The 20,961-nt window shown below is 39.3% G+C and carries 22 protein-coding genes, 1 pseudogene and 1 riboswitch; of the genes and pseudogenes, 4 read left to right on the top strand and 19 right to left on the bottom strand.

The features are described 5' to 3' along the window. Positions 1 to 9: 9 nt before the first annotated feature. The 14 genes from M028_RS0128650 to M028_RS0128585 all read right to left on the bottom strand — a co-directional run bounded on the left by M028_RS0128650 (position 10) and on the right by M028_RS0128585 (position 14,221). The gene (locus tag M028_RS0128650; protein ID WP_026576892.1) at positions 10 to 930 is read right to left on the bottom strand and encodes an ABC transporter permease; all 921 of its coding nucleotides are present in this window, start codon (positions 928 to 930) and stop codon (positions 10 to 12) included. Further along, positions 914 to 1,984, bottom strand: a complete 1,071-nt coding sequence (locus M028_RS0128645) for an ABC transporter permease (RefSeq protein WP_026576891.1) — start codon at positions 1,982 to 1,984, stop codon at positions 914 to 916. Before M028_RS0128645 ends, M028_RS0128650 begins: the two co-directional genes overlap by 17 nt. After that, positions 1,959 to 3,485, bottom strand: a complete 1,527-nt coding sequence (locus tag M028_RS0128640; RefSeq protein WP_035425023.1) for an ABC transporter ATP-binding protein — start codon at positions 3,483 to 3,485, stop codon at positions 1,959 to 1,961. The genes M028_RS0128645 and M028_RS0128640 overlap by 26 nt, the downstream gene beginning before the upstream one ends. 93 nt (positions 3,486 to 3,578) lie before the next feature. Beyond that, positions 3,579 to 4,592, bottom strand: a complete 1,014-nt coding sequence (locus M028_RS0128635) for a BMP family protein (RefSeq protein WP_026576889.1) — start codon at positions 4,590 to 4,592, stop codon at positions 3,579 to 3,581. 126 nt (positions 4,593 to 4,718) lie between these two features. Then, a riboswitch (SAM riboswitch) is annotated at positions 4,719 to 4,827 on the bottom strand. Positions 4,828 to 4,969: 142 nt separating this feature from the next. Then, a complete protein-coding gene (locus M028_RS0128630) occupies positions 4,970 to 5,383 on the bottom strand; it encodes a hypothetical protein (protein WP_026576888.1) in 414 nt (137 codons plus the stop codon). 55 nt (positions 5,384 to 5,438) lie between these two features. After that, positions 5,439 to 6,842: a S1C family serine protease gene (locus M028_RS0128625; protein WP_026576887.1), complete on the bottom strand. Its 1,404-nt coding sequence runs from the start codon at positions 6,840 to 6,842 to the stop codon at positions 5,439 to 5,441. A 161-nt stretch (positions 6,843 to 7,003) separates the two neighbouring features. Beyond that, positions 7,004 to 8,428, bottom strand: coding sequence for a sensor histidine kinase (locus M028_RS0128620; RefSeq protein ID WP_026576886.1), 1,425 nt, complete (start codon positions 8,426 to 8,428; stop codon positions 7,004 to 7,006). After that, positions 8,418 to 9,119 (bottom strand): response regulator transcription factor, encoded by a 702-nt coding sequence (locus M028_RS0128615; protein ID WP_026576885.1) that lies wholly within the window; start codon positions 9,117 to 9,119, stop codon positions 8,418 to 8,420. Before M028_RS0128615 ends, M028_RS0128620 begins: the two co-directional genes overlap by 11 nt. Positions 9,120 to 9,627: 508 nt before the next feature. Then, positions 9,628 to 10,602 carry a quinone oxidoreductase family protein gene (locus M028_RS0128610; RefSeq protein ID WP_026576884.1) on the bottom strand — a complete coding sequence of 325 codons (975 nt, stop codon included), beginning with the start codon at positions 10,600 to 10,602 and terminating at the stop codon, positions 9,628 to 9,630. Between the two features lie 216 nt (positions 10,603 to 10,818). Continuing rightward, a complete protein-coding gene (locus M028_RS0128605) occupies positions 10,819 to 11,385 on the bottom strand; it encodes a TetR/AcrR family transcriptional regulator (RefSeq protein WP_026576883.1) in 567 nt (188 codons plus the stop codon). Positions 11,386 to 11,469: 84 nt separating this feature from the next. Continuing rightward, entirely contained in the window at positions 11,470 to 12,243 is a 774-nt protein-coding gene (locus tag M028_RS0128600) for an SDR family oxidoreductase (RefSeq protein WP_026576882.1), read from the bottom strand. Positions 12,244 to 12,341: 98 nt separating this feature from the next. Continuing rightward, positions 12,342 to 12,536: a hypothetical protein gene (locus M028_RS0128595; protein WP_026576881.1), complete on the bottom strand. Its 195-nt coding sequence runs from the start codon at positions 12,534 to 12,536 to the stop codon at positions 12,342 to 12,344. 146 nt (positions 12,537 to 12,682) lie between these two features. After that, complete coding sequence (locus M028_RS31315; RefSeq protein ID WP_051591310.1) at positions 12,683 to 13,660, bottom strand: alpha/beta hydrolase; 978 nt, start codon at positions 13,658 to 13,660, stop codon at positions 12,683 to 12,685. Positions 13,661 to 13,681: 21 nt separating this feature from the next. After that, on the bottom strand, positions 13,682 to 14,221 hold the full coding sequence (locus M028_RS0128585) for a helix-turn-helix domain-containing protein (RefSeq protein WP_026576880.1): 540 nt from the start codon (positions 14,219 to 14,221) through the stop codon (positions 13,682 to 13,684). A gap of 156 nt (positions 14,222 to 14,377) precedes the next feature. Here M028_RS0128585 and M028_RS0128580 point away from each other — a divergent pair, with 156 nt between their 5' ends. Further along, entirely contained in the window at positions 14,378 to 15,259 is an 882-nt protein-coding gene (locus M028_RS0128580) for a VanW family protein (RefSeq protein ID WP_026576879.1), read from the top strand. Between the two features lie 33 nt (positions 15,260 to 15,292). On the opposite strand, the gene M028_RS0128575 is transcribed toward M028_RS0128580, so the two are convergent. The 3 genes and pseudogenes from M028_RS0128575 to M028_RS31310 form a co-directional block, all read right to left on the bottom strand. Next, complete coding sequence (locus tag M028_RS0128575; protein WP_026576878.1) at positions 15,293 to 15,595, bottom strand: hypothetical protein; 303 nt, start codon at positions 15,593 to 15,595, stop codon at positions 15,293 to 15,295. 94 nt (positions 15,596 to 15,689) lie between these two features. Then, positions 15,690 to 16,271: a YkoP family protein gene (locus M028_RS0128570; RefSeq protein WP_051591309.1), complete on the bottom strand. Its 582-nt coding sequence runs from the start codon at positions 16,269 to 16,271 to the stop codon at positions 15,690 to 15,692. Positions 16,272 to 16,395: 124 nt separating this feature from the next. Beyond that, a pseudogene (locus tag M028_RS31310) lies at positions 16,396 to 17,238 on the bottom strand (metallophosphoesterase). A 154-nt stretch (positions 17,239 to 17,392) separates the two neighbouring features. Here M028_RS31310 and M028_RS0128560 point away from each other — a divergent pair. The 3 genes from M028_RS0128560 (at position 17,393) to M028_RS0128550 (ending at position 18,832) form a co-directional block, all read left to right on the top strand. Further along, a complete protein-coding gene (locus M028_RS0128560) occupies positions 17,393 to 18,103 on the top strand; it encodes a class I SAM-dependent methyltransferase (protein ID WP_026576876.1) in 711 nt (236 codons plus the stop codon). A 135-nt stretch (positions 18,104 to 18,238) separates the two neighbouring features. After that, the gene (locus M028_RS0128555; RefSeq protein ID WP_026576875.1) at positions 18,239 to 18,472 is read left to right on the top strand and encodes a hypothetical protein; all 234 of its coding nucleotides are present in this window, start codon (positions 18,239 to 18,241) and stop codon (positions 18,470 to 18,472) included. Positions 18,473 to 18,577: 105 nt separating this feature from the next. Continuing rightward, positions 18,578 to 18,832, top strand: a complete 255-nt coding sequence (locus tag M028_RS0128550; RefSeq protein ID WP_026576874.1) for a sigma-G-dependent sporulation-specific acid-soluble spore protein CsgA — start codon at positions 18,578 to 18,580, stop codon at positions 18,830 to 18,832. A gap of 222 nt (positions 18,833 to 19,054) precedes the next feature. On the opposite strand, the gene M028_RS0128540 is transcribed toward M028_RS0128550, so the two are convergent. Then, positions 19,055 to 19,915, bottom strand: coding sequence for a YitT family protein (locus M028_RS0128540; protein WP_372512773.1), 861 nt, complete (start codon positions 19,913 to 19,915; stop codon positions 19,055 to 19,057). A gap of 180 nt (positions 19,916 to 20,095) precedes the next feature. Beyond that, positions 20,096 to 20,251 (bottom strand): hypothetical protein, encoded by a 156-nt coding sequence (locus M028_RS33500; RefSeq protein WP_197031494.1) that lies wholly within the window; start codon positions 20,249 to 20,251, stop codon positions 20,096 to 20,098. Positions 20,252 to 20,961 lie beyond the last annotated feature (710 nt).

Here is a 20,961-nt window from a genome sequence, read left to right as displayed (position 1 = left end):
TTCTCCTCCTTACCTAGAACTTTGCTGGCCTGATTGATTTTGATCGACGCCCTTATCCTTTAAGAAGAACATGGCGAGAAGAGTTAAAACAAATGGAATCATCATCGTAAATTGGGTCGGAACCGATAACCCTTGTAATCTAGTACTTAGTGCATCCATTAATCCAAATAATAGACTTGAAGCCAATACTCCAATTGGATGTGATTGTCCCAGCATCATTGCCACCAATGCAATAAATCCCCTGCCGGAACTCATACCTTCTGAGAACATCGTTACCTGTCCTAAGGAAAGCTGTGCACCTGCAAGCCCGCAAAGCGCACCGCATAAGGCAATGGCTAAGTATTGCCAGGCCTGTACTTTTATACCGACTGTTTTCGAAGCTGCTGCATTGAATCCAACAGCAAGCATACGAAAACCTGCAACGGTTTTGTAAAAAAAGATATAGAATAAAATGGCTAATATAATGGCCAAATAAACTAGTGGGGAGTGCCCTGAAAACACATCACCTAAAAAAGGAATTTTATCGATCACTGGGATCTTCCAGTGTGGTAAGCCCTCCATATCTTTGTTGTAATACGCACCTTTCACATGAAAGATCGTTCGTAAAAAGAAAGTCGTCAGGCCTAATCCTAAAAAGTTAATCGCGACCCCAACCACAATTTCATTGGCCTTCATTTTAATCGTCATGAAGCCAAATAAAAGGGAAAGCAGCACACTGCTCGCTGCCGCCATAAGGACAGCTAAAATAAGGCTATGGGTATAATAATTTCCGACAACCGCTGTGAAGGCACCTGTTATGATCAGCCCTTCTAAGCCCACATTAAAAATTCCGACCCGGGTGCAAAGCATTCCGCCAAGGGCAGCTAACAGAATCGGAGCCACCATGCGGATGGTTGAACTTAACAACGAAACATCAAACAGCTGCTCCATCTGCCTTCCTCCTTTTCTTGATGACTTTAAAGCCTTTAAAAGCAAACTTAGCTGATATAAATAGAATAATAACGGCCTGAATCACGCTAGAAATCTCAAGCGGTACATCGGTATTTCGTTCTACTCCCATCGCCCCCGTCTGCAGTGCAGCAAGTAAAATTGAGGTAAAGATGGTCCCAATCGGATTCGAATTGGCCAATAAGGCAGCCATTAAGCCTGTCCAGGCATAGCTTGGAGCCGTTAAAGCACCATCAATAAAACGGTAGTGTGTTCCCATAATTTCAAACGTACCGGCGAGTCCTGATAAGGCCCCGCTGATAAACATCGAGAGTAGCGTAATTTTTTGCTTATGAATCCCCCCATAGGACGCGAAAAAAGGATTTTTTCCCAGCATGGAAATTTGATACCCTGTCGAAGTAAATCGGAAACAAATATATAACACGAGGGCAAATAGGATGGCGAAGACAAAGCCAAGGTGTACGGGCATACCCGCGAATAATTTTGGCAGCCAGAGATGTGCATCGAGCATTTTTGTCTGGGCCAATGCCGCCGATCCGGTCCGGTCTTGAAACGGTTTTGAAACTAGATAACTAGCAAAATAAGTAGCAATATAGTTTAAGAGCAAGGTAGAAATAACCAATTGAACCTTAAACTTTAACTCCATCCAACCCGCTAATAGTGACCATACTCCTCCCGCCATAATTCCTGCCAAAAGGGCACCGATCATTTTCACAACGAATGGTCCGGGTAAATACAACGCCGTTAAGGCTGCAGCAATGCCGCCAAAAACCAACTGACCTTCTGCACCAAGATTAAAGACCCCGGCCCGAAACGCAAAGCCGACACCTAGGGCGATAAGTAAAATTGGAGTCGCTCTCGCTAAAGTGGAAGTAAAGAAATAGAAGTTCCCAAAGGCGCCATTCCACATTTCGGTATAGGTTTGGATAATCGAACCATGGACGATTTGAATGGCCGCCATACCGACAATCAAACCAAGAACGATGGCTAGAATCGGCTGTATTAGGGCATTAAGCTGTTGTCTCAATCGATTCATTTAAAGTTCCTCCTGCCATCAAAATACTTAATTTTTCTTCGGTTGCCTCTTTCCCGGATAACTCCCCAACCACTCTGCCTTCATACATCACAAGGATTCGGTCCGATAAAGTCATAATTTCCGTTAACTCGGAAGAGACGAGAAGAATCGCTCCACCCTCGTTTCGTTTTTCCATAAGGGCATCATGAATGACCTCCATTGCACCGATATCAACCCCTCTTGTCGGTTCAGCAGCGATGAGAAATGGGGTCTCGTGTCCGAGCTCTCTGGCAACGATCAGTTTTTGTAAATTTCCGCCAGATAAATTCCCGGCGTTGTTGTTTAAGGCACCAGCCTTTATTGAATATTTGCCAATCCATTTTTTGACGATTTGTTGAAAATCTCTTTTTAATAACCAATTCTTTTTCGAAAAAACAGAGTTACGATGGTATCCCATAAAGGCATTTTCTTCGACACTTGCCTCTTTTGCCGCCCCCCATAAATAGCGGTCTTCCGGGATATGGGCTAAACCCGCTTCTCTTCTATACTTAACGGACGAACGAGTAATCTCTGTTCCCCCTAGTTCAATCCTGCCTTGCTCCACCTCGATCAGTCCCGATATCGCCTGAAGCAATTCGGATTGGCCATTGCCGGAAACACCGGCAATCCCGACAATCTCACCCTCAGAGACAGAAAAGGTAATACCATCGAGTAAAGGTTTTTCGGATTTCCCTTGGACCGTTATTCCCTGAACCTTAAGGAACTCATTTCCAACTGTTTGTTTACGATCCTTTAATTGAACGAGGTCCCGGCCAACCATCCTTTTCGCTAATTCATCTGCATTCGTATCCACGATTTGAAAAGTTCCAGTTACCTTACCTCCTCTTAATACCGTTACCCGATCTGCCACTTCCATTACTTCATGCAGCTTGTGGGTAATAAGGATGATGCTCTTCCCCTTTTCTGCTAAAAACCGAATCGTCTTAAGCAATTCTTTTACCTCTAAAGGGGTTAACACCGCTGTCGGTTCGTCCAAAATGATGATGTCGGCCCCTTGGTAAAGGACTTTGACAATTTCGATGCGCTGCTGTTCCCCGACAGAACACTCCGACACCTTAACGGTTGGTCTAACAGGAATTCCAAAATTGTTTGAAACCTCTGAAACCAATTCAGCCGCTTTCTTACGATTAAAAAATCCTGCCTTCTTAGGCTCGCGTCCAATGACAATATTTTCTGTCACCGTTAAATTTGGAATTAACATAAAATGCTGATGAACCATGCCGATGCCATGACTTAGTGCGTCTAATGGACTTTTAAAGTCAACCTGCTTGCCATCAAGCAAAATAGAGCCGGCACTCGGCTGTTCTAATCCATATAACATGCGCATTAGAGTAGTTTTTCCAGCCCCGTTTTCCCCAACAATGGCATGGACTTCCCCGGGATTTAAGGAAAACGATACATCAGAGTTTGCCTCAAAATTTCCGTAACGCTTTGTCATGTTTTTCATTTCCAATCGAGGCATCCTTTTTATCTCCCTTCAAACCTGTTTTTCATGGTGAAAGGGAAGCTATCTTCTAAAACTCTTTAGATAGCTTCCCTACTATGCATTAAGCGATTATTTTAACGGGTCTGTTACCGTTACCTTACCGGAAATGATGTCATCTTTAATGGCTTTTACCTTATCGATATTCGCTTGTCCAACAAATGGATTAAGCGGACTCTTGCTTTCTTTTGTTACATACGTTAGCCCGACTCCATCTTCCTTCAAACCATAGGAAACCACTCCTGCTTTGTATGTGCCTTTTGCGTAATCTTTAATGGTTTCGTAGGCAGCCGCATCCGTTCCCTTTAATTGAGAAAGAACAACATGCTTTGGATCCACTTCGGTTCGGTCAACATCTTGTCCCGAAGTATAGAATCCTTTTTCTTTTGCTGCTTCAAATACTCCTAAATCACCAACGGCTGAAGCACCTGCAACAAAATCTGCACCCTTAGAGGCTTGAAGCAGGGCAAGTTCTTTTGCCTTTGCCGGGTCTGTAAAGCTGCCAACATAGTTTACAAGAAATTGTGCTTTTGGATTCGTTGCTTTTAATCCTTCTTGGAAGCCGCCTGTCCATTTCTTCATCAACGGTGCATCGATGGCTACAACCATCCCGACTTTATTCGTTTTGGTCGAAAGACCTGCAGCTGCTCCTAAAAGGTAAGCTGCTTCTTGTTCACGGAAGGTTACACTGCGAACGTTTGGTAAATCAACGGTTGTATCAATGATGGCAAATTGTTTAGTTGGATTTTCCGTTGCTACTTTCTTTAAAGCGTCTTCTGACTCAAAGGAAGAAGTAATGATCAAATCGTAATTTTCCGCTACAGCTGTACGAAGGTTTTGTTCAATCGCTGCTTGGTCAGTTGACTCAATGGTTTTTACATCAACGTTAAATTCTTTTCCAGCCTTTTTAGCGCCTTCATCCATTTGTTGGAAGAAAGGGTTCACCCCAATTTTTTCCGGTAAAATTAACGCAACACGCTTCTTTTCTGAACCTTTCTCCTTGCTTTTTGAAGAAGAAGAATTTGCCCCTCCGCAGCCTGCTAACAAAAAGGCAAAAATCGTAACGATTAATGCTAGTTTCTTCATGTTGATCCCCCTCATTTATTTTTATAATATAATTTCTTCCTTTTTTAGGAAAAAGTATAACCATGATTATGTAGAGCAAAAAAAGCGCCCTTCCCATTAGGAAGAGCGCATTTTCACCTCGACTCTCCCTTATCTTTCAGAGTATGTACTCTGCAGGATTTAGCACCTTCTGTTTGAATCAAACAGCGGTTGCCGGGTTTCATAGGGCCTGTCCCTCCACCACTCGCGATAAGGAATTATTTATTTTTAAAAAATAACATATTTTTACTATATCAATAGTGTTTATGCCTGAATTATTTTAAAGTTTACAACTTTAAACCGAAAAAGTAAATATACTTTTTAAAAAATTTTAAACCTTTTAAATTATCGCTGATAAACTATTTTAAATATGATTTTCTTGAACCATATCGCCTGCGAAAAACAAATTTCCTTAAATCAACCTCTTTTAAATTTCCGTCATAGCATAAAAACAATAACGATTGAAATTCCTTAAAATGCTGCATGACAAAAAGAGCGAACTTTTTGCGTTCGCTCTTCATTTTCAACTTTACCTCTTCCTTTGAAAGAATGTCTTCGAGCTGATCCTGATAATAAGCCTTGGTGTCTTCCCATTTCTTCTTGCGATTCACCAAAATATCCCGCCCATATTCCGGTAATTTTTCAATGACCATGTCGATATATCCCTCAGACCACATCAGCATTTTATCTTTCTCTGGAAGATCCAGAACCATTTTTAACAGCACGGTATCCTCTACAATCTTTCCACTCGCATATTTTCCGACCCGATTCATCTCATCACCTCTGACGTGATTGTTTAGGTCTTATTTTGCATCAAAACATGAAAGCTTATTTAGATAGCTTTACATCAATCGTTTTAAGCTTACCATTGCGGTATACCCCAAACTTTACGGTATCTCCTACATTTACTTTCGTATATAAATATTTACGTAATTCGGAAGAGGAACCAATTTTCGTGCCATTCATGGAAACAATGACATCCTTCACTTCGAGCCCAGAACTTAAAGCAGCTGAATGCGGATCCACTTGCGTAATCATCACGCCCTTTTGGACACTGCTAGGCAGGTTTTGCCAATATATTTGCGGAATTTGATCTAAATCTTCAAGACCAATGCCGATATATGGACGCTCAATTTTTCCATTTTTTATTAATTGATTGACAATTGGGATTGCGTCATTACTCGGGATGGCAAAGCCTAATCCTTCGACACCATTCTCTGAAATCTTTAGGCTGTTAATGCCAATTACCTGCCCTTGTGAATTGATCAACGCACCGCCGCTATTCCCCGGATTAATGGCAGCATCTGTTTGAATAACATTTGTATCCCAGCTTCCTGCCGAGGTATCAACCGCAATGCTGCGGTTGGTTGCACTGATAATTCCCTGTGTTACCGTTCTAGAAAGGTCAAGTCCCAGCGGGTTACCGATTGCATACACTTGATCACCAGGTCGTAGTGTGGATGAATCCCCAAAGCTTGCGGTTGCATTCACATATTTTGCATCAATTTTTAAGACAGCCAAATCGGTTAAAGCATCCGTCCCAACGACCTCTGCCTTTGTTTTTTCACCATTATATAAAGAGATTTCAAGTTTTGAAGCGCCTTCGACAACGTGGTTATTCGTTACGATATAGGCATCATTATTATTTTTTTGAAAAATCACCCCAGATCCAGAGCCTGTTTCAACACTTTGAGAGGAGGGGCTGGAATTACCAAAGAAATCACTATTTTGCTGTTTTTGATAGTTTTCAATTCCCACTATAGCTTTTGATACCTTTTCAACTGTATCAGCTATGGACGAACCCGAAGTTTTTGCCACCGTTGGCTGTGCCGTCACTGCTTTTACTTCCGTAGCAGCTGATTGGTTATCCGCTTTCTCAAAATAATTTTTCATATAGTCTGTATGTGGTAGAATCGTTAAGGTCAATACCGAACCGATTACACCTGCAGCTAAGGTTGAGGCGAAGCCTTTTAAATTTCTTTTATTGCTGGTTTTCGGTTCTTCTTTAGAACGGGTTGCTTCTCCACCATGAGAGGCGGTGGTGTATTCTCTGTCGTTTGTTTCTTGTGTGTGATGAGTCTCATAGGATGCTCGGTTATAATCATGAGTTTCTTTGTCAAGATTTGGTCTTTCAGCATCCGATCCGTTTTGAGAACTTGCCGGCATGGTAAGGTCAATGGAATTGGTTTCGTTTTGTTCATTTTCTGGGTTAAATTCATCTTTATAATTCATAAGCTTTCGATCTCCTTTTGCTTATTATTGAATCATTTATTTATTCTTACTTTATCCAACAAATATGACGAAATTATTAACAAACTTTAAATGGTTTTGTAATAAAACAAGAAAAAATATGAAAACTCAACTATTGTCTCCATATGAAAAAGCTGCAGCTTTTACACCGCAGCATTCTTTTCATTTTTAAATCGAATGATGAATTTTGTTCCTTTGTCTTTTTCACTAAAAACATCAATTTCCCCGTTATGGAGAACAATTAATTGTTTTACAATCGAAAGCCCTAAGCCAAATTCTCCGTATGGGTTACTAGTTCTTGAGATATCCGCTTTATAAAAGCGATGCCAAATATTCTCGACTTCCTTCGGGTCAATGCCCACACCAGTATCTTCAATTTCAATAATCGTATCGTTTTGTTCCGACATGCCTCTCAGCCAAATCGTTCCATTTGTTGTAAATTGGATACTATTTTTAGTGATGTTAATCAAAATTTGAATGAGGCGGTCATAATCCGCATTTACATGTACATCAGGGTCCGCTTCCACAATAATTTGATTATTTTTCTCTTCTGCTTGCAGATATAATTGCTCTTGAATAATTTCAAGCACTTCCTGCAGCTGTATTTCTTCACGGAACAGCTGGATTTGATTCGAGCGGATTTTATCATAATCCAAGTTTTCATTGACGAGGCGGATCAATCGTTTCGCTTCCTGACTAACAAGATTGATTCCTTTTTCCTTATCTCCCTCAGGAATCATATTGTTTTTCAATCCTTCAATCACCCCGCTGATGGTCGTTAAGGGGGTTCGTAATTCATGAGAAACATCGGACATAAACTGCCTTCTCCGATTTTCCAAGCTTTCAATTTCTTCCATAGAACGGTTGATTTTATTGACCATACGGTTAAAGTCGCTGGCTAATTCACCGATTTCATCAAAGTTGGAAGCAGGCACACTGACGTGGTAATTCCCCGCCGATACTTGCGATGTTGCTTCTTGGAGCCGTTTAATTCGATTAACATGTAATCTTGATAATAGCCAGCTAAGCAAAAACGAAACTCCCAGTGCAATGAGAATCGTATAGAGTAAAAATTGATTGACTTTTTCAATCATCGCACTTGTTCCACTAATAGGTGAAGCTATGAGGATGCCACCGTAAAATCGACCATTATTTATATATGGTTTCACGACAAAGGTTACGCCTTCTGAACCAAAGGTTTTATAATCAGCATTGACCACAAGGGTATGGCCTTTGGCAATCTCCCTTAATTGGTCGGGTTCTAAATTGGTGATGGTCGGCCCGCGTTTCCCCACCGAGTAGAGATTAAAACCTTGATCAAACATACTAAAGGTCATTTTCCTTTTGGATAAGACCGTACTGTATTGATTGATAATTCGCCCAGTATCCTCTGGATTGTGGTCAATATCTGAAATAATCGCCTTACCATATGAAACCAGTTCATCGGCCTTATTTTCATAGACCAAACTTTCAATATAATGGGCAAACAATAGACTTAAAACTAAAAAAGCAACAATGATAATGCTAATATGGCTAAAAAATTGTTGGTATGCATACCTAAATTTCATCCGTTTTAATCGACTCATCGAACTTGTATCCAACTCCCCATATAGTGTGGAAGAAAGGTATTCCGGTCATTTCTACTTTTTTTCGCAGCCTTTTGATGTGAACATCAACGGTCCGTTCATCGCCGTAGAACTGGTAGCCCCAGACTCTTTCCAGCAGCTGTTCTCTTGAAAAAACTTGTTTTGGGTGCTCGATCATATAATATAACAAATCAAATTCTTTTGGCGTTAAATTGGTGATGTTCTCCCCATCAACAATGACCTCTCGGGTATTTTTGCTGATTTTAAAATGCTCGGTCTGGAGAAATTCCTCTTGGGGATCGGCTACTTGGTTTTGAAATCTCCGTGTTACCGCTTTGATTCTGGCCATTAATGTGAGGGGACTGAACGGTTTTGTCACATAATCGTCGGCACCCATTTCCAGGCCAAGTACCTGGTCTGACTCGCTGTCTTTTGCGGTTAGCATAATAATGGGCACCGAGTGTTTTTCTTCTCTAATTTTCCGGCATATGGTGACTCCGTCCATTCCTGGCAGCATCCAATCGACAATGAGTGCGTCCCAGGTTTCGCTTTTAAAACGGTTATAGCCTTCTAGGCCGTTATTGATAAATTCTCCTTGTATTCCTTCTTTGGCAAAAAACATTTCAATCATTGTGCATACACTTTTATTATCTTCAATTACAAGTATTTTCAATATGATTCATCTCCTACATGAAAAACTACCTATTTCAAGTGTATACCAATTTCGGAGCTTATCAACCGAATGGGGGATTTCTTACATACTCTTTAAAACTTTGTTCATAGTTTATTAATAATTGAGCTTGGTGAGGTAGTTTTGTGTGAGGAATTTGGTATTGAGATATTTTGGGAGTTTTGATTTTGTCGCTTATCGGGGGGTTATTGGCGACAATTTGATGGCTTGGTGCTGCATTTTTGTCGCCTATCGGGGCTATTGACGACAATTTGACGGCTTGGTGCTGCTATTTGTCGCCTATCAGGGCTATTGGCGACAGTTTGACGACTTAGTGCTGCTATTTTGTCGCCTATCAGGGCTATTGGCGACAGTTTGACGGCTTGGTGCTGCTATTTTGTCGCCGACAAATATGTAAAATTTCAATTTCTAAAATTCCATTTTTATAGTGCCCGTCCAACCCATTTTTACACCTGCACGGGCACCATGGCCACACTCAATCACTCATTATTCACGGTTCCAAAATCAATTTCCCTCTCGTCTTACGAGACTGCAGCAAACGATGAACAGAAGCTGCTTCCCCCAAAGGGTAAACCCCGCCAATTGTAAGCTTAAGCTTTCCATCCCCAAGATAAGCAAGTAACTCCATCAAACTCGGCTGCAATAACTCTGGTTTTCTCATAATTTGCGGCAAGAAAAACCCAATCACCGATTGGTTTCGTGCCATCAAGCTAGACGGATAAAAACGGCTCTGCTCACCGCTTGCCACCCCATAAATCACTAATCTGCCAAAAGTAGCAAGACAATTAAGCGTTTTATTAAACACCTCTCCACCCGCCATTTCAAGCGCAACATCAACCCCCGTGCCACCGGTCGCTTCAAGAACCTGCAGCTCCCAATCTTCCTCCGTATAATTAACTAAAACATCTGCCCCCATCTTCGCTGCTAGCGACAACTTTTCAGTACTGCTTGCCGTCGCAATCACCTTCCCAGCACCAAACAATTTCGCCAGCTGAACGGCAATCGTCCCAACACCGCCCGCAGCCGCATGAACCAGAACACTTTCTCCCTTCTCCAACCGCCCCATTGTTTTTAATATATGATAAGCACTCAGTCCTTGAAGTGGCAAAGCAGCTGCATTCCGAAAATCTAATTGCTCAGGAATAGAAATCAAGGAGCGTTCATCCGCAACTGCAAACTCCGCATACCCCCCCGATTCAATCAAGGTCACAACCCGATCACCAGGCGACACATTTTTAACTTGATCACCAACCTCCCTAACCACACCTGCAATTTCAGCCCCCGGAATAAATGGCAGCGGAGTCGGAACCACATACTGCCCTTCCCTTCGTGCGGTATCCGCATAATTAACACCAATCGCATTAATTTCAATTAACACATTACTCCCTGTGGGTATAGGCTTTTCTTTTTCCACCATTTGAAGAACTTCCGGACCGCCATATTCATTAAATTGAATTACTTTCATACTATCTCCTACTTTCCTGGAATTCCTGCGGCGTGCTGAATAAGACTTTTCACAAATTGAAAAACGGACTACCTACAATTTCGAACCGGTATGGTATCATGACTTATTTGATGTGGCATCGTTTCCCTCCACTTTCGTTCAACAAATTCACATTTCATACTAACTAGTCAGTATGCAAACGATTGTAGAAGGGTGTAAAATACCCTCTACATCGGTTTATTTTACTTGAATTCCTTTTAGAATCATTTCCACAAACATTTCAGCAACCTCGCTGTCAGAGGATTTACCGCTTGGATTAAACCACTGATAGCTCCAATTCGTCATCCCAAGAATCCCAAACGTTATGATAGAAGCATTTAAATCGGGACGGAATTCGCCGAGCTTCATCCCTTCAATGATCAAGCCTTCGATATTTAAACGGAATTGATCTCTTTTTGGAACAACAATGGCGAGGCGTTCTTCACTTAGATTCTTCATTTCTCTGAAGAAGATTTTTGCTGCCTGTCCCTGGGTTTTAATATTCGTAATCAGCATACGGACAATCTCAAATAATTTTTCCTTACAGCTTTTGCTGTTGTCGTTTAAAATCCGTTCTTGGTGCTGCAGCAAGTCATTGATATAGCCAAGATGGATATCTAAAAGTAATTCTTCTTTACTGGAAAAATAATAATAAAACGTTCCTTTGGTGACACCTATTGACTCAACTAAATCCTGTATGGACGTTTCGCTGAAGCCTTTTTTTTCAAATAAACGGATGCTTTGTTCTGTAATTTTTTCTTTCACACCTATGTCCCCGCAATCTGTTATAAATCTAAAGAAAATTATACCATATCTCAGGATCGCTCCCTTATTACGCATTTTTGTTTTTTACATTGCTGCTGTTCCGCCATCAACTACTAATATATTACCCGTAACATAGTTTGAGGCATTTGAGGCTAGAAACAGTGCAGCGCCTTTTAAATCGTCATCTGTACCAAATCGACGTAAAGGGGTTCCCGCCAAGATCGCTTCTTTTCCATGTTCAATTAATCCCTTTGACATTTTCGTTGGAAAGAACCCAGGGGCAATTGCATTCACATGAATATTGTATTTCCCCCATTTCACTGCGAGATCCTTTGTAAAGGTAATAACAGCACCCTTGCTCGTGTTATAGCCAATCGCATCCATTAGTCTTGGGTCGGTTCCGCCAAATCCGGCAACGGAAGCAATATTGATAATTTTTCCTGACCGCTGTTCAATCATCTCTTTTCCCACTGCTTGACTCATCAAAAAGGTTCCGGTCACATTGACATCAATGACCTTTTTCCAAGCTTCAAGCGGCATTTCTGCTGCAGGTGCGCCCCATGTTGCCCCACTGTTATTAACAAGGATATCAATCGAACCAAACGCCTTTTTGGTTTCTGCAACGACATGGGCCACATCATCCGGATTGGCAATATCACATTTAAGTGCAAGCATTTTTACCCCTAGTTTTTCCAACTGCCCAGCCACTTCTTGGCACGCCTTCACCTTTCGTGAGCATAAAACAACATTTGCCCCCGCTTCTGCAAAACCTTGGGCAATTTGAGCACCAAGGCCGCGGCCTCCTCCAGTAACAATCGCTGTTTTACCCGTCAAATCAAAAAGTTTTAATACTTCCATTTTATTTTTCCACCTCCCCATACATACCAACCGGTTGGTATGCTTTAAGTATAATTATACTCTCTGAATTTTAATATTCAAAAAATTTTGCAAGTATTCTAAAATCTTTTATTCATCTGTTTCTGTTTTTTCATCACTTCATAGTACTTTTCGATAATATCTGTTAACACATCGCCTTTATACACCCGTCCTACTTTCAAGTTTTCCTGATAATATTCGACAATTTCATCTAACTTCACAGAAATTTCCTTCGATACTCTTACATTTAATTGAACACGTCCATTTTCCGTCATGCTTTCCACTCCTATATATAGGATAGCTTTCTGCTATCATAAGCTATCTTTCTGTTATAACTACTGCTACTATACTATTTTTCTACAAATTTTTCATTGATTTTTTAAAAAAAGTGAGAGACTATTGTCCCCCACTTTTTTTAAGATTATATAATAACCGGTTCTTCAGCGTAATTGACCGTACATTGTTTTTCCAGCCATTTCTCCAGTAATCCTAATAATTCAGGATGAATAGGCAAATTGCCTTCCGAGATGATATCCTTCTTTACTGAAAGCATATTCGATGTTTTCTCTTGAAACTTACAGGAATGCCCCATATTTTCAACCATGTAGTATTCTGATTCACCCTGTACGTATTTGGAAAGATCTTCTAAATCCTTTGGGTTGGCTTGGATATCCCTCGCCCCCGTAATCGCAAGAACCGGACAGGTTACTTTCGCTAAGTCCTCTCTTATATTATGTTGAAAATGTTCCCGCATCCACTTTGCATTTATTTTCGAAAAGCCGATTTTCATTACTTCTTTATTTGAACTAAGAACTTTATCTGTAAACTTTTGAGCCTGTTTTTCAATTTTATTTTGAACTCCAAGCAATCGAAGTAAAAATCCTTGAAAGCCTTTTAACGTCATCACGTCTTGGCTCGCAATATCCCTTTGATATTTTACTGCTTCGCTCAAGTTTGCAACTGCGCCGGAAAGCAAAATGGCCCCTGCTAATTCTTCTCTTGCAGCTACTAACGTCCCAATCATACTTCCTTCGCTGTGACCTAACACCATTATTTGATCAGGGTTGACCTCAGGCAGATTTTTCAAAAATTGAACTCCGGCTCTGGCATCATCCACTAAATCCCAAAGTCCTGTTTTATAATAGTCCCCTTCGCTTTCTGCAACTCCGCGCTTATCGTAGCGCAAGGTAATGAATCCTAAAGACGTTAAGAATTCAGCTAACTGGCGATAAAGTTTTAAATCAAGCTTTTCATTTACTTTACCATTGCGGTCCATTTTCCCTGTACCGCCTATGATCAGTATTGCCGGCCGCTTTTCACTACGTACATTTGGTAAACTTAGTGTTCCTTTAAGCGCTACCTTACTTTGAATCGTTACATCCTTCTCCCTAAATTCCATTATGGAATTCCCCCTATTAATTTATTTATTCTTTTTTTCCGGAATAATAATGGTGCCAACGGTTCTCCGTCTTCTTTCTTTTGAAGGCTTATTATTGATTACTTTTGAAAAAACCTTAACTAGGTCCTGGGCAAACTCGGAAAATTCTTCATCACTTAAATAAATGGAAGCCTGACGAAAGGTTACTCCATCTGCAGCAAAATCTTTTTTTTCCTGCTGTAAATACTGTTCAAACTCCGCCATTAAATTAGCCATAAATTTAATAAACAAGCCCAGTTGCTCATCATTGGGTAATGTATTGATTTCTTCAGGGCCAATTAAAGATTTATTCGGATTTTGAATAGAATAAACTTTTTCGATGGTTCCCCGATTCGGAATCTCCCTAATCACATGAATAATTTCGGCTTCAGCTAATTTTTTTATATTCCGATATAAAGATGCCTGCGGGATATCTCGAAGCAATTCCTTCAATTGCTGGGCAGTGTGTTGTTGGTTTATTAAGCACTGTATAATTCTCATACGAACTGGATGCAAGATCACATCAACGGTTGATTCCTTCATTCTGAACCATGCTCCTATTTTTTATTATCATTCTCAATAATGATAATATTATATTTTTTGATAATTGTAAAGACAAAAATGGAAAAATAGTTAATTTTTTTCCAAATTGCTTACATGAAATCATTTTTTCGAACCATCCTATAGTGAGGAGGGTTGATCATGTTATCTTGGTTATTAGGATTAATGGTTTATACTGGGCAAATGCTCCCGCAGGATACTTTGTCAATTACAAAGGATGGCCGGACCATATCTGTCGTTAAACGGGCAGAATTCTCCTATCAATATCCCGGGTTACCGATTATTGCTGAAAAAAAATACAATTCCTTTCTAGATCAGTTGGACCAACAGCTCACTGTTCCATCAAAGGATGCCAGGCTTGATCAGAATGGGAATATTGTAGCGGAGCAGGTTGGATACCAAGTTTACCGCAAAGCCTTTACCGAACAATTTTATGCTTTCTATTTTGGAAATCGCTCGGTTAATCTCGAAATTCCCATGCTGCCTGTATATCCCAGAATAGATAGTGAATTGTTAGCGGATATAAAAAGTAAACGAATTGGCCGATATGTCACCTCCTTTAATTCAGGGAATAAAACGAGAACCAATAATATTAAATTAGCGGTAAAAGCTATTAATAATTATGTTATTTTTCCAGGTGAGAAGTTTTCCTTTAACCAAGTCGTTGGAAAGAGAACAGCGGAAAAAGGTTATTTACGGGCTCCCGTTATTGTAAGGGGGGAATACGCTGAAGATATTGGTGGTGGAATTTGTCAGGTCTCGTCCACCCTTTTTAATGCCGTTGATAATGCAGGCATGCAGATTGTCCAGCGGTTTTCGCACACCAGAGAGGTGCCTTATATTCCAAAAGGCCGTGATGCAACCGTTAGCTGGTTTGGACCTGATTTCGAATTTAAAAATAAATACAATCAGCCGGTTTTAATTCGTGCTAAAACATTAGGGAATTTATTAGTCATTAAGCTTTATTCCTCTGAAGTCATAAATTATCAGCCAAAAGAAGTACCAAAGCCACCCTATTGAAAAAGTCCGCTCCTGTGAGCGGACTTTTTTCAACTATTGTCTTTTATTTCTTAACGCGCTTTCTAATAACTCCTCAGAAAACTCTGTTAATGCTGCGTTATCCATCATACCTATATTGGTTTTCGGAGTGAAGGTTTTCACCATATTTTGCATATTCGTTTGCATATTGTTTTGCATATTTTGCAAAGGAAGTGCTGAGATTTTTCGTTTTCCTCGTGTAACTCCATACACAGCAGCACTTAAACCAAGACCAAAAAGGGAAGCCCACATAGCCCCTCGACTTTTTCGTTTTCGTTTAAACATATTGAAAATCGGTTCGATGTTAACGTTCCTCATATCATAGCACTCCTTCGAATTATAATGAAAAGGTTTAACCCTTTCATTAGCTTAATTTGTGCACTATAATCTGAGCTTATGTTTGGGAATGTACTCATTGATTGTTATTTGCTGGGAGACTACATCCATACCGTTGATAAAGCTTATCTTTAGACATCAATAAATAATTCAGTTTATTTTTTTGGAAATTGCTGAAGGATGATTTTGTAAGCAGAAAAATAGGTAATTGGCCGACTTTTTTAGCGCGCCGGTAGAGGCGGTTATTGGGTCTAAAAGTTTCAAATCCTAGAGGTACAACCCCTTTATTAATTGTCGTGATTCCAATGATCCCCTTAATTTGCGTTTCGCTTGGATGCGTGCTTATATAACGGGCAAGGGAGGGCATCGACCTTAAAACGGTCTTATAGATCTGCCTTGCCCGGTTTAGGTCATTTTTCATTTTTATATATTCATTTAGGAGCCGGACATTGTGTAAATGAATCTTAATCAAAAGATCGTTACGGCAAATTAACGTACCATCAGATAAAATGATGTTTTTCCCTTTATATTTAGTAATCCTCACTCTAAAAATTGATTTTTTCTTATTCTCTTCCTGGATATAATGTAAGCGTGAACATAAATAAAATAATGGGTCAATTAATTTCCATATCCATAAAATCGCTAGGCGTATTCTCATGGCCAGCTCTCCTTCTGCCAGTGTTCCTTTTTAGGATGTTTAAGAATTACCTTTTTAGTTATGGTAATGTCAGGATATGTTTTGGTAGATAAAACGATAAAAGCGGGGGAAAATGCCCCAGCTTTTACGAAATATGATGGAAAGTTATTTCTGGACGACTGCCAATCCGTATATTCACTCCCGTTTGGCCTAAACCTTCACTAATATAAAATGGCTTCCCCTCATGGTAATGTAAACCTTTCACAATGTTCATCCGGATCAGCTTCCCCATTTTTAACAAATGATAAGGTTTGGGCCAATGGATTTGTCCGCCATGAAAATGACCAGATAAAAGATAATCATACGGATAGTTTTTCATTTTCAGCACCACATTAGGGTCGTGCGTTAAAACCAGATTGTAGCCATTCTGCAGGTTTCGGTAGGATTCTTCGACATTACTTCGATGTGAATGATGGTCATCAATTCCAATGATGTTGATCACTTCCCCATCAACTTTAAAAGAAACATGCTGATTTTGAAGTGTTATACATCCATTTTCTTCTAATGTCTGTTTAAGAAGCTCAAAATTTTCTTTTTTTTAGAAATAATCATGATTCCCATATACAGCATACATTCCAAATCTCGGATTCAAACGTGATAATGCTGAAAGATATGGAACCAATTTTGGTATACTTCTTTTACGATCTAAAAAATCACCCGTAAGCGCAATTAAATCAATTTTTTGATTTGAAACGGTTTGATACAATTCTTCTGGGGAAATCGATATATTTTCAAGATGTAAATCGGATAGATGAAGGATATTAAGTGGCTTATCCATTAATTTTGAATGTGAAACCGTAATATTATTTAAAACAACATCTTTTGTATTTTTATGTGCTTTATAAAAAAAATAAATGCTGAAAACGCAAAAAATAATACCAAGTAAATAAATCAAATGATCCCCTCCCACTTCCAAGTATAGAATCATTGGGGGATTCCTTATAGTGGGAGTTAATGGGATTAACTTTTTAGTTTACATAATAATATTATTATCTATTTTAAGTAAATTTAAATCTTTGAAAAAGAACCCATCCAAGTCCTTTTACATAGTATGCAAAAAAAAGATTTGGGTGGTGTGTCTGGTGAGAGCCTTAACCTATTTTGATTTTTTAGCCAAGTTTGGCGTTGGCGGTGCTCATCCCGGTGGTATCATATTAACAAAGGAATTACTTGCAAATGAAAAAATCACGAATCAATCACATATATTAGATGCTGGATGTGGAACAGGGCAAACGGCAGCATTTTTAGCCCAGCAATACCAAGCAAACGTTACAGGAGTCGAAATCAATCCGATTATGATTGAAAAAGCGAAAAATCGATTTGAAACCATGAAATTGCCGGTTCAAATTATTCAAGGATCCGTTGAAGAAATTCCTTCTACGGACAATTCTTTTGATTTCGTCTTATCTGAGTCGGTCCTGGCTTTTGTAAATAAACCAAAAACATTAAAAGAATTCTATCGGGTATTAAAAAAAGGCGGTCGCTTTATCGCAAATGAAATGACGATTAACCAAAAGCTTTCGATGCAAGAGGAGCAAGAAATCAAACAATTTTATGCTGTAGATTCTTTATTGTTAGAGGAAGATTGGAAAGAGCTTTTAGAAAAAACAGGATATAAAAATATTGAAGTTAAAAAACAAAAACAGTCCTTAGCAGAAGGCAATCACGCACCCGAATTCAATTTTTCAGCTAATTTCGAACCAGAATTATTTGCAATCTTCAACATGCATGCGAATATGGTTTTAAAATATCAGGATGTCCTTAGCTATCGGATTATTACCTGTACAAAATAATGATTCAAAAAGGGCTTTTCCGTTAACCGGAAGGCTTTTTTTGTAACTAATTGGACAAGATGGTTACTCGCCCTTTCAACTTGTGAACTCTTTACATAATTTATAGCAAGTCCCTAACGGAAGGAGGATCCTTGAATGAATTATGAAAGAGCACGTCAACTTGAAGGTCAAATGATTCGGTTTAAAAACGAAAAAGGAGACTGGGTGATCGGGAAAGTTGTTAAAGTTAAAGAAGACGGTTTTGAAGTGGCTGAATTAAATTCAAAACAACCGAATGAAGGCTATGGGTTTGGATTTTTTCCTGGGCCATTTTTCGGAAGACCATTCTTTGTCCCGTTTGGAGTTGGATTCTTCCCATTCTTCTTTTAATTCCATTTAGAGCAATGCCTTCGTGCTTGCTCTTTTTTTCTTTTAAACGTATATAAAAATTTTTCCGTCGAAAAATAAGAACGGGAAAGGTTTGGTGAAATAAAAATGGATAAAACATTAGGATATCTCCGTGAAATATTATCAAATTACAATGACGAACATCATTCAGAGGGCCGCCACCTATTTCGTAAGGTTTCTGAGGGGAGATTTACCTCTGAGGGGGACTTTGTTCGCCATTTAAGTCAAAAAGAAATTGAATTTTTAAATGACATCCTCCCAAAAGAAATTATGTATGCGAAAGAAGAACTTGATGCAAAAAGGGCACATGAATTAAATGAAGTATATGAGTTATTGTTTTAATCTTACATAAAAAGATGGCGGTGTGATTCTGCCATTTTTTTATTGAGGAAATTTCCTGTATTTTCTGATAATATTTCCTAGGTAAGCGCATTTTTTGACAAAATACGTTTTTTCTTCTCTTCAAATTCATCAGCAAACGACAAAAATCTCCGCGCAAACCCTCTGTTTCTGACATGAAATAAAATATTTCCGAATAAAAAAATAGAAGCTTTTCTCAAGCTTCTAATGGATATCTTTTTTCTTAAATCTTCCTCCACGGACTTCAGCAATGTCCGCAACGGCTAAAAAGGCATGATCATCATTTTCAGAGACAATTTCCTTTAATTTTGCTTCTTCAAGACGATTGATGACACAAAAGATTACTTTTTTATCATCCCCCGAGTATGCACCCTCACCCTTCATATAGGTCACACCACGGCCAAGTCGGCTCATGATGGCATCCCCTATTTGTTTGGCATTGTCACTTATAATCCAAACCGATTTAGATTCATCCAAACCGGTCACTGTGATATCAATCGTTTTGTAAGCAACAAAATAGGCAATTAACGAATACATGGCCCGATCCCATGAAAAGACGAAACCGGCACTGCCTAAAATAAAGAGATTAAAAAACATGATGATTTCCCCAACCGAAAAAGGGAGCTTATTGTTAAAAAGAATCGCAAGGATTTCGGTTCCGTCTAAAGAACCACCATAACGAATGACAATACCGACTCCAATTCCGAGAATAATCCCTCCAAACACAGATGCAAGCAAAATATCTTGCGTAAATGCAGGGACTGGATGAAGTAATGTTGTAGCAATGGAAAGAATGATAATTCCATAAAGAGTGGATAAAGCGAAGGTTTTTCCAATTTGTTTATATCCGATGTAGAAAAACGGCATGTTTAGAATAAAGAGGAAGATACCTATTTTCCATCCGGTAAGATAGGAAAGCATAATGGAAATACCAGTAATACCTCCGTCAATTACATTGTTGGGAACAAGAAAAATTTCGAGCCCAACTCCCATTAATGTCGCCCCGAGCGTGATTAATAAGATTCTTTGAAATATCTTTCTTTTTGTTAGTCTCCGGTGCTGCATTCTCTCCAAAAGCGCTTCCTGTTGTTCGGTAATAGTGATATTTTGAATTTCTGCCATTAACCTGCCCCTTTCATTTGAAGTTCTAATTTAAGTATATCGAACTATGACTGTTATTGATATTCATTTGCTCCAAATTGGAACAAAAAAACTGCCTGGTATATCAGGCAGAACGGTTGGAAATCAACTTGGATCTACTTCATCATATGAAAGGGTCGTGACACTTGTATACTCTCCACTTTCAACCTCTTCTTCCGTTGCACTTTGCTCCAACTCTTCCTGGTCATCCATTCCAGGTGCAACTGTTGGATCTTTTTTCTTATCCATTCGGTTATACATAAACAAATCCACTCCTTCCTCACTAATTTTTTCCTACAACATCAGCTATTATTCCAATTTTGGGAGGGTAAAGATTTTTACCGTGTGGTTAATCATGGACAATAAGTATTGTACAATTAAAAAAGAGGGTCAAAACTTCTGTCATTTGCAGTACCGTTTTGAGTATTAACTGGTCGCTAAACAGCTGCTGATACCTGCATCTGGGATTAAGAGGGTCCGCACTTATCGGTTGGGGACTAGACTAAGCATACCAGCTGATGAATAGACGGAACAATTTCGCTTATTTAGAAATTTCCATAAAAAAAGCTTTAAATAGAGGGAGATATTTCCCCTATTGATTCGAAAAACGTGATAATGGGGGATTTTGCTTTGCATAATCGGAAAATCTTCCCTTATTTACCCCGAAATGAGCTCCATTCTACATTTAACCGAAAAATCTTCCCTTATTTTTTACTTTTGCTGGTTACTCGATTAAAGGCAAGAAATCTTATTTAAAAGGGAGTGAGTTTTCTCAAAAATCCAAGAGATGCAATACATTGAACCGTATCAGAAGTAAGTGAGGTTTTATATAAAATAAGGTTTTTGTATTCCTAATAAAGAAACTCGCCAATTGGCGAGTTTTACTATTTTATATACCAATACGACTGTCATTTCGGCACGTATTTTAATAAAAGCCCCTCAAAAAGGAACTCTTTTGTTTGATCCGGCAG

It is taken from the genome of Bacillus sp. UNC438CL73TsuS30 (assembly GCF_000482325.1).
GTDB lineage: Bacteria > Bacillota > Bacilli > Bacillales > Cytobacillaceae > Neobacillus.
Note: the sequence above shows the minus strand (reverse complement) of the source record. Positions and strands in the feature narration are given on the sequence as shown.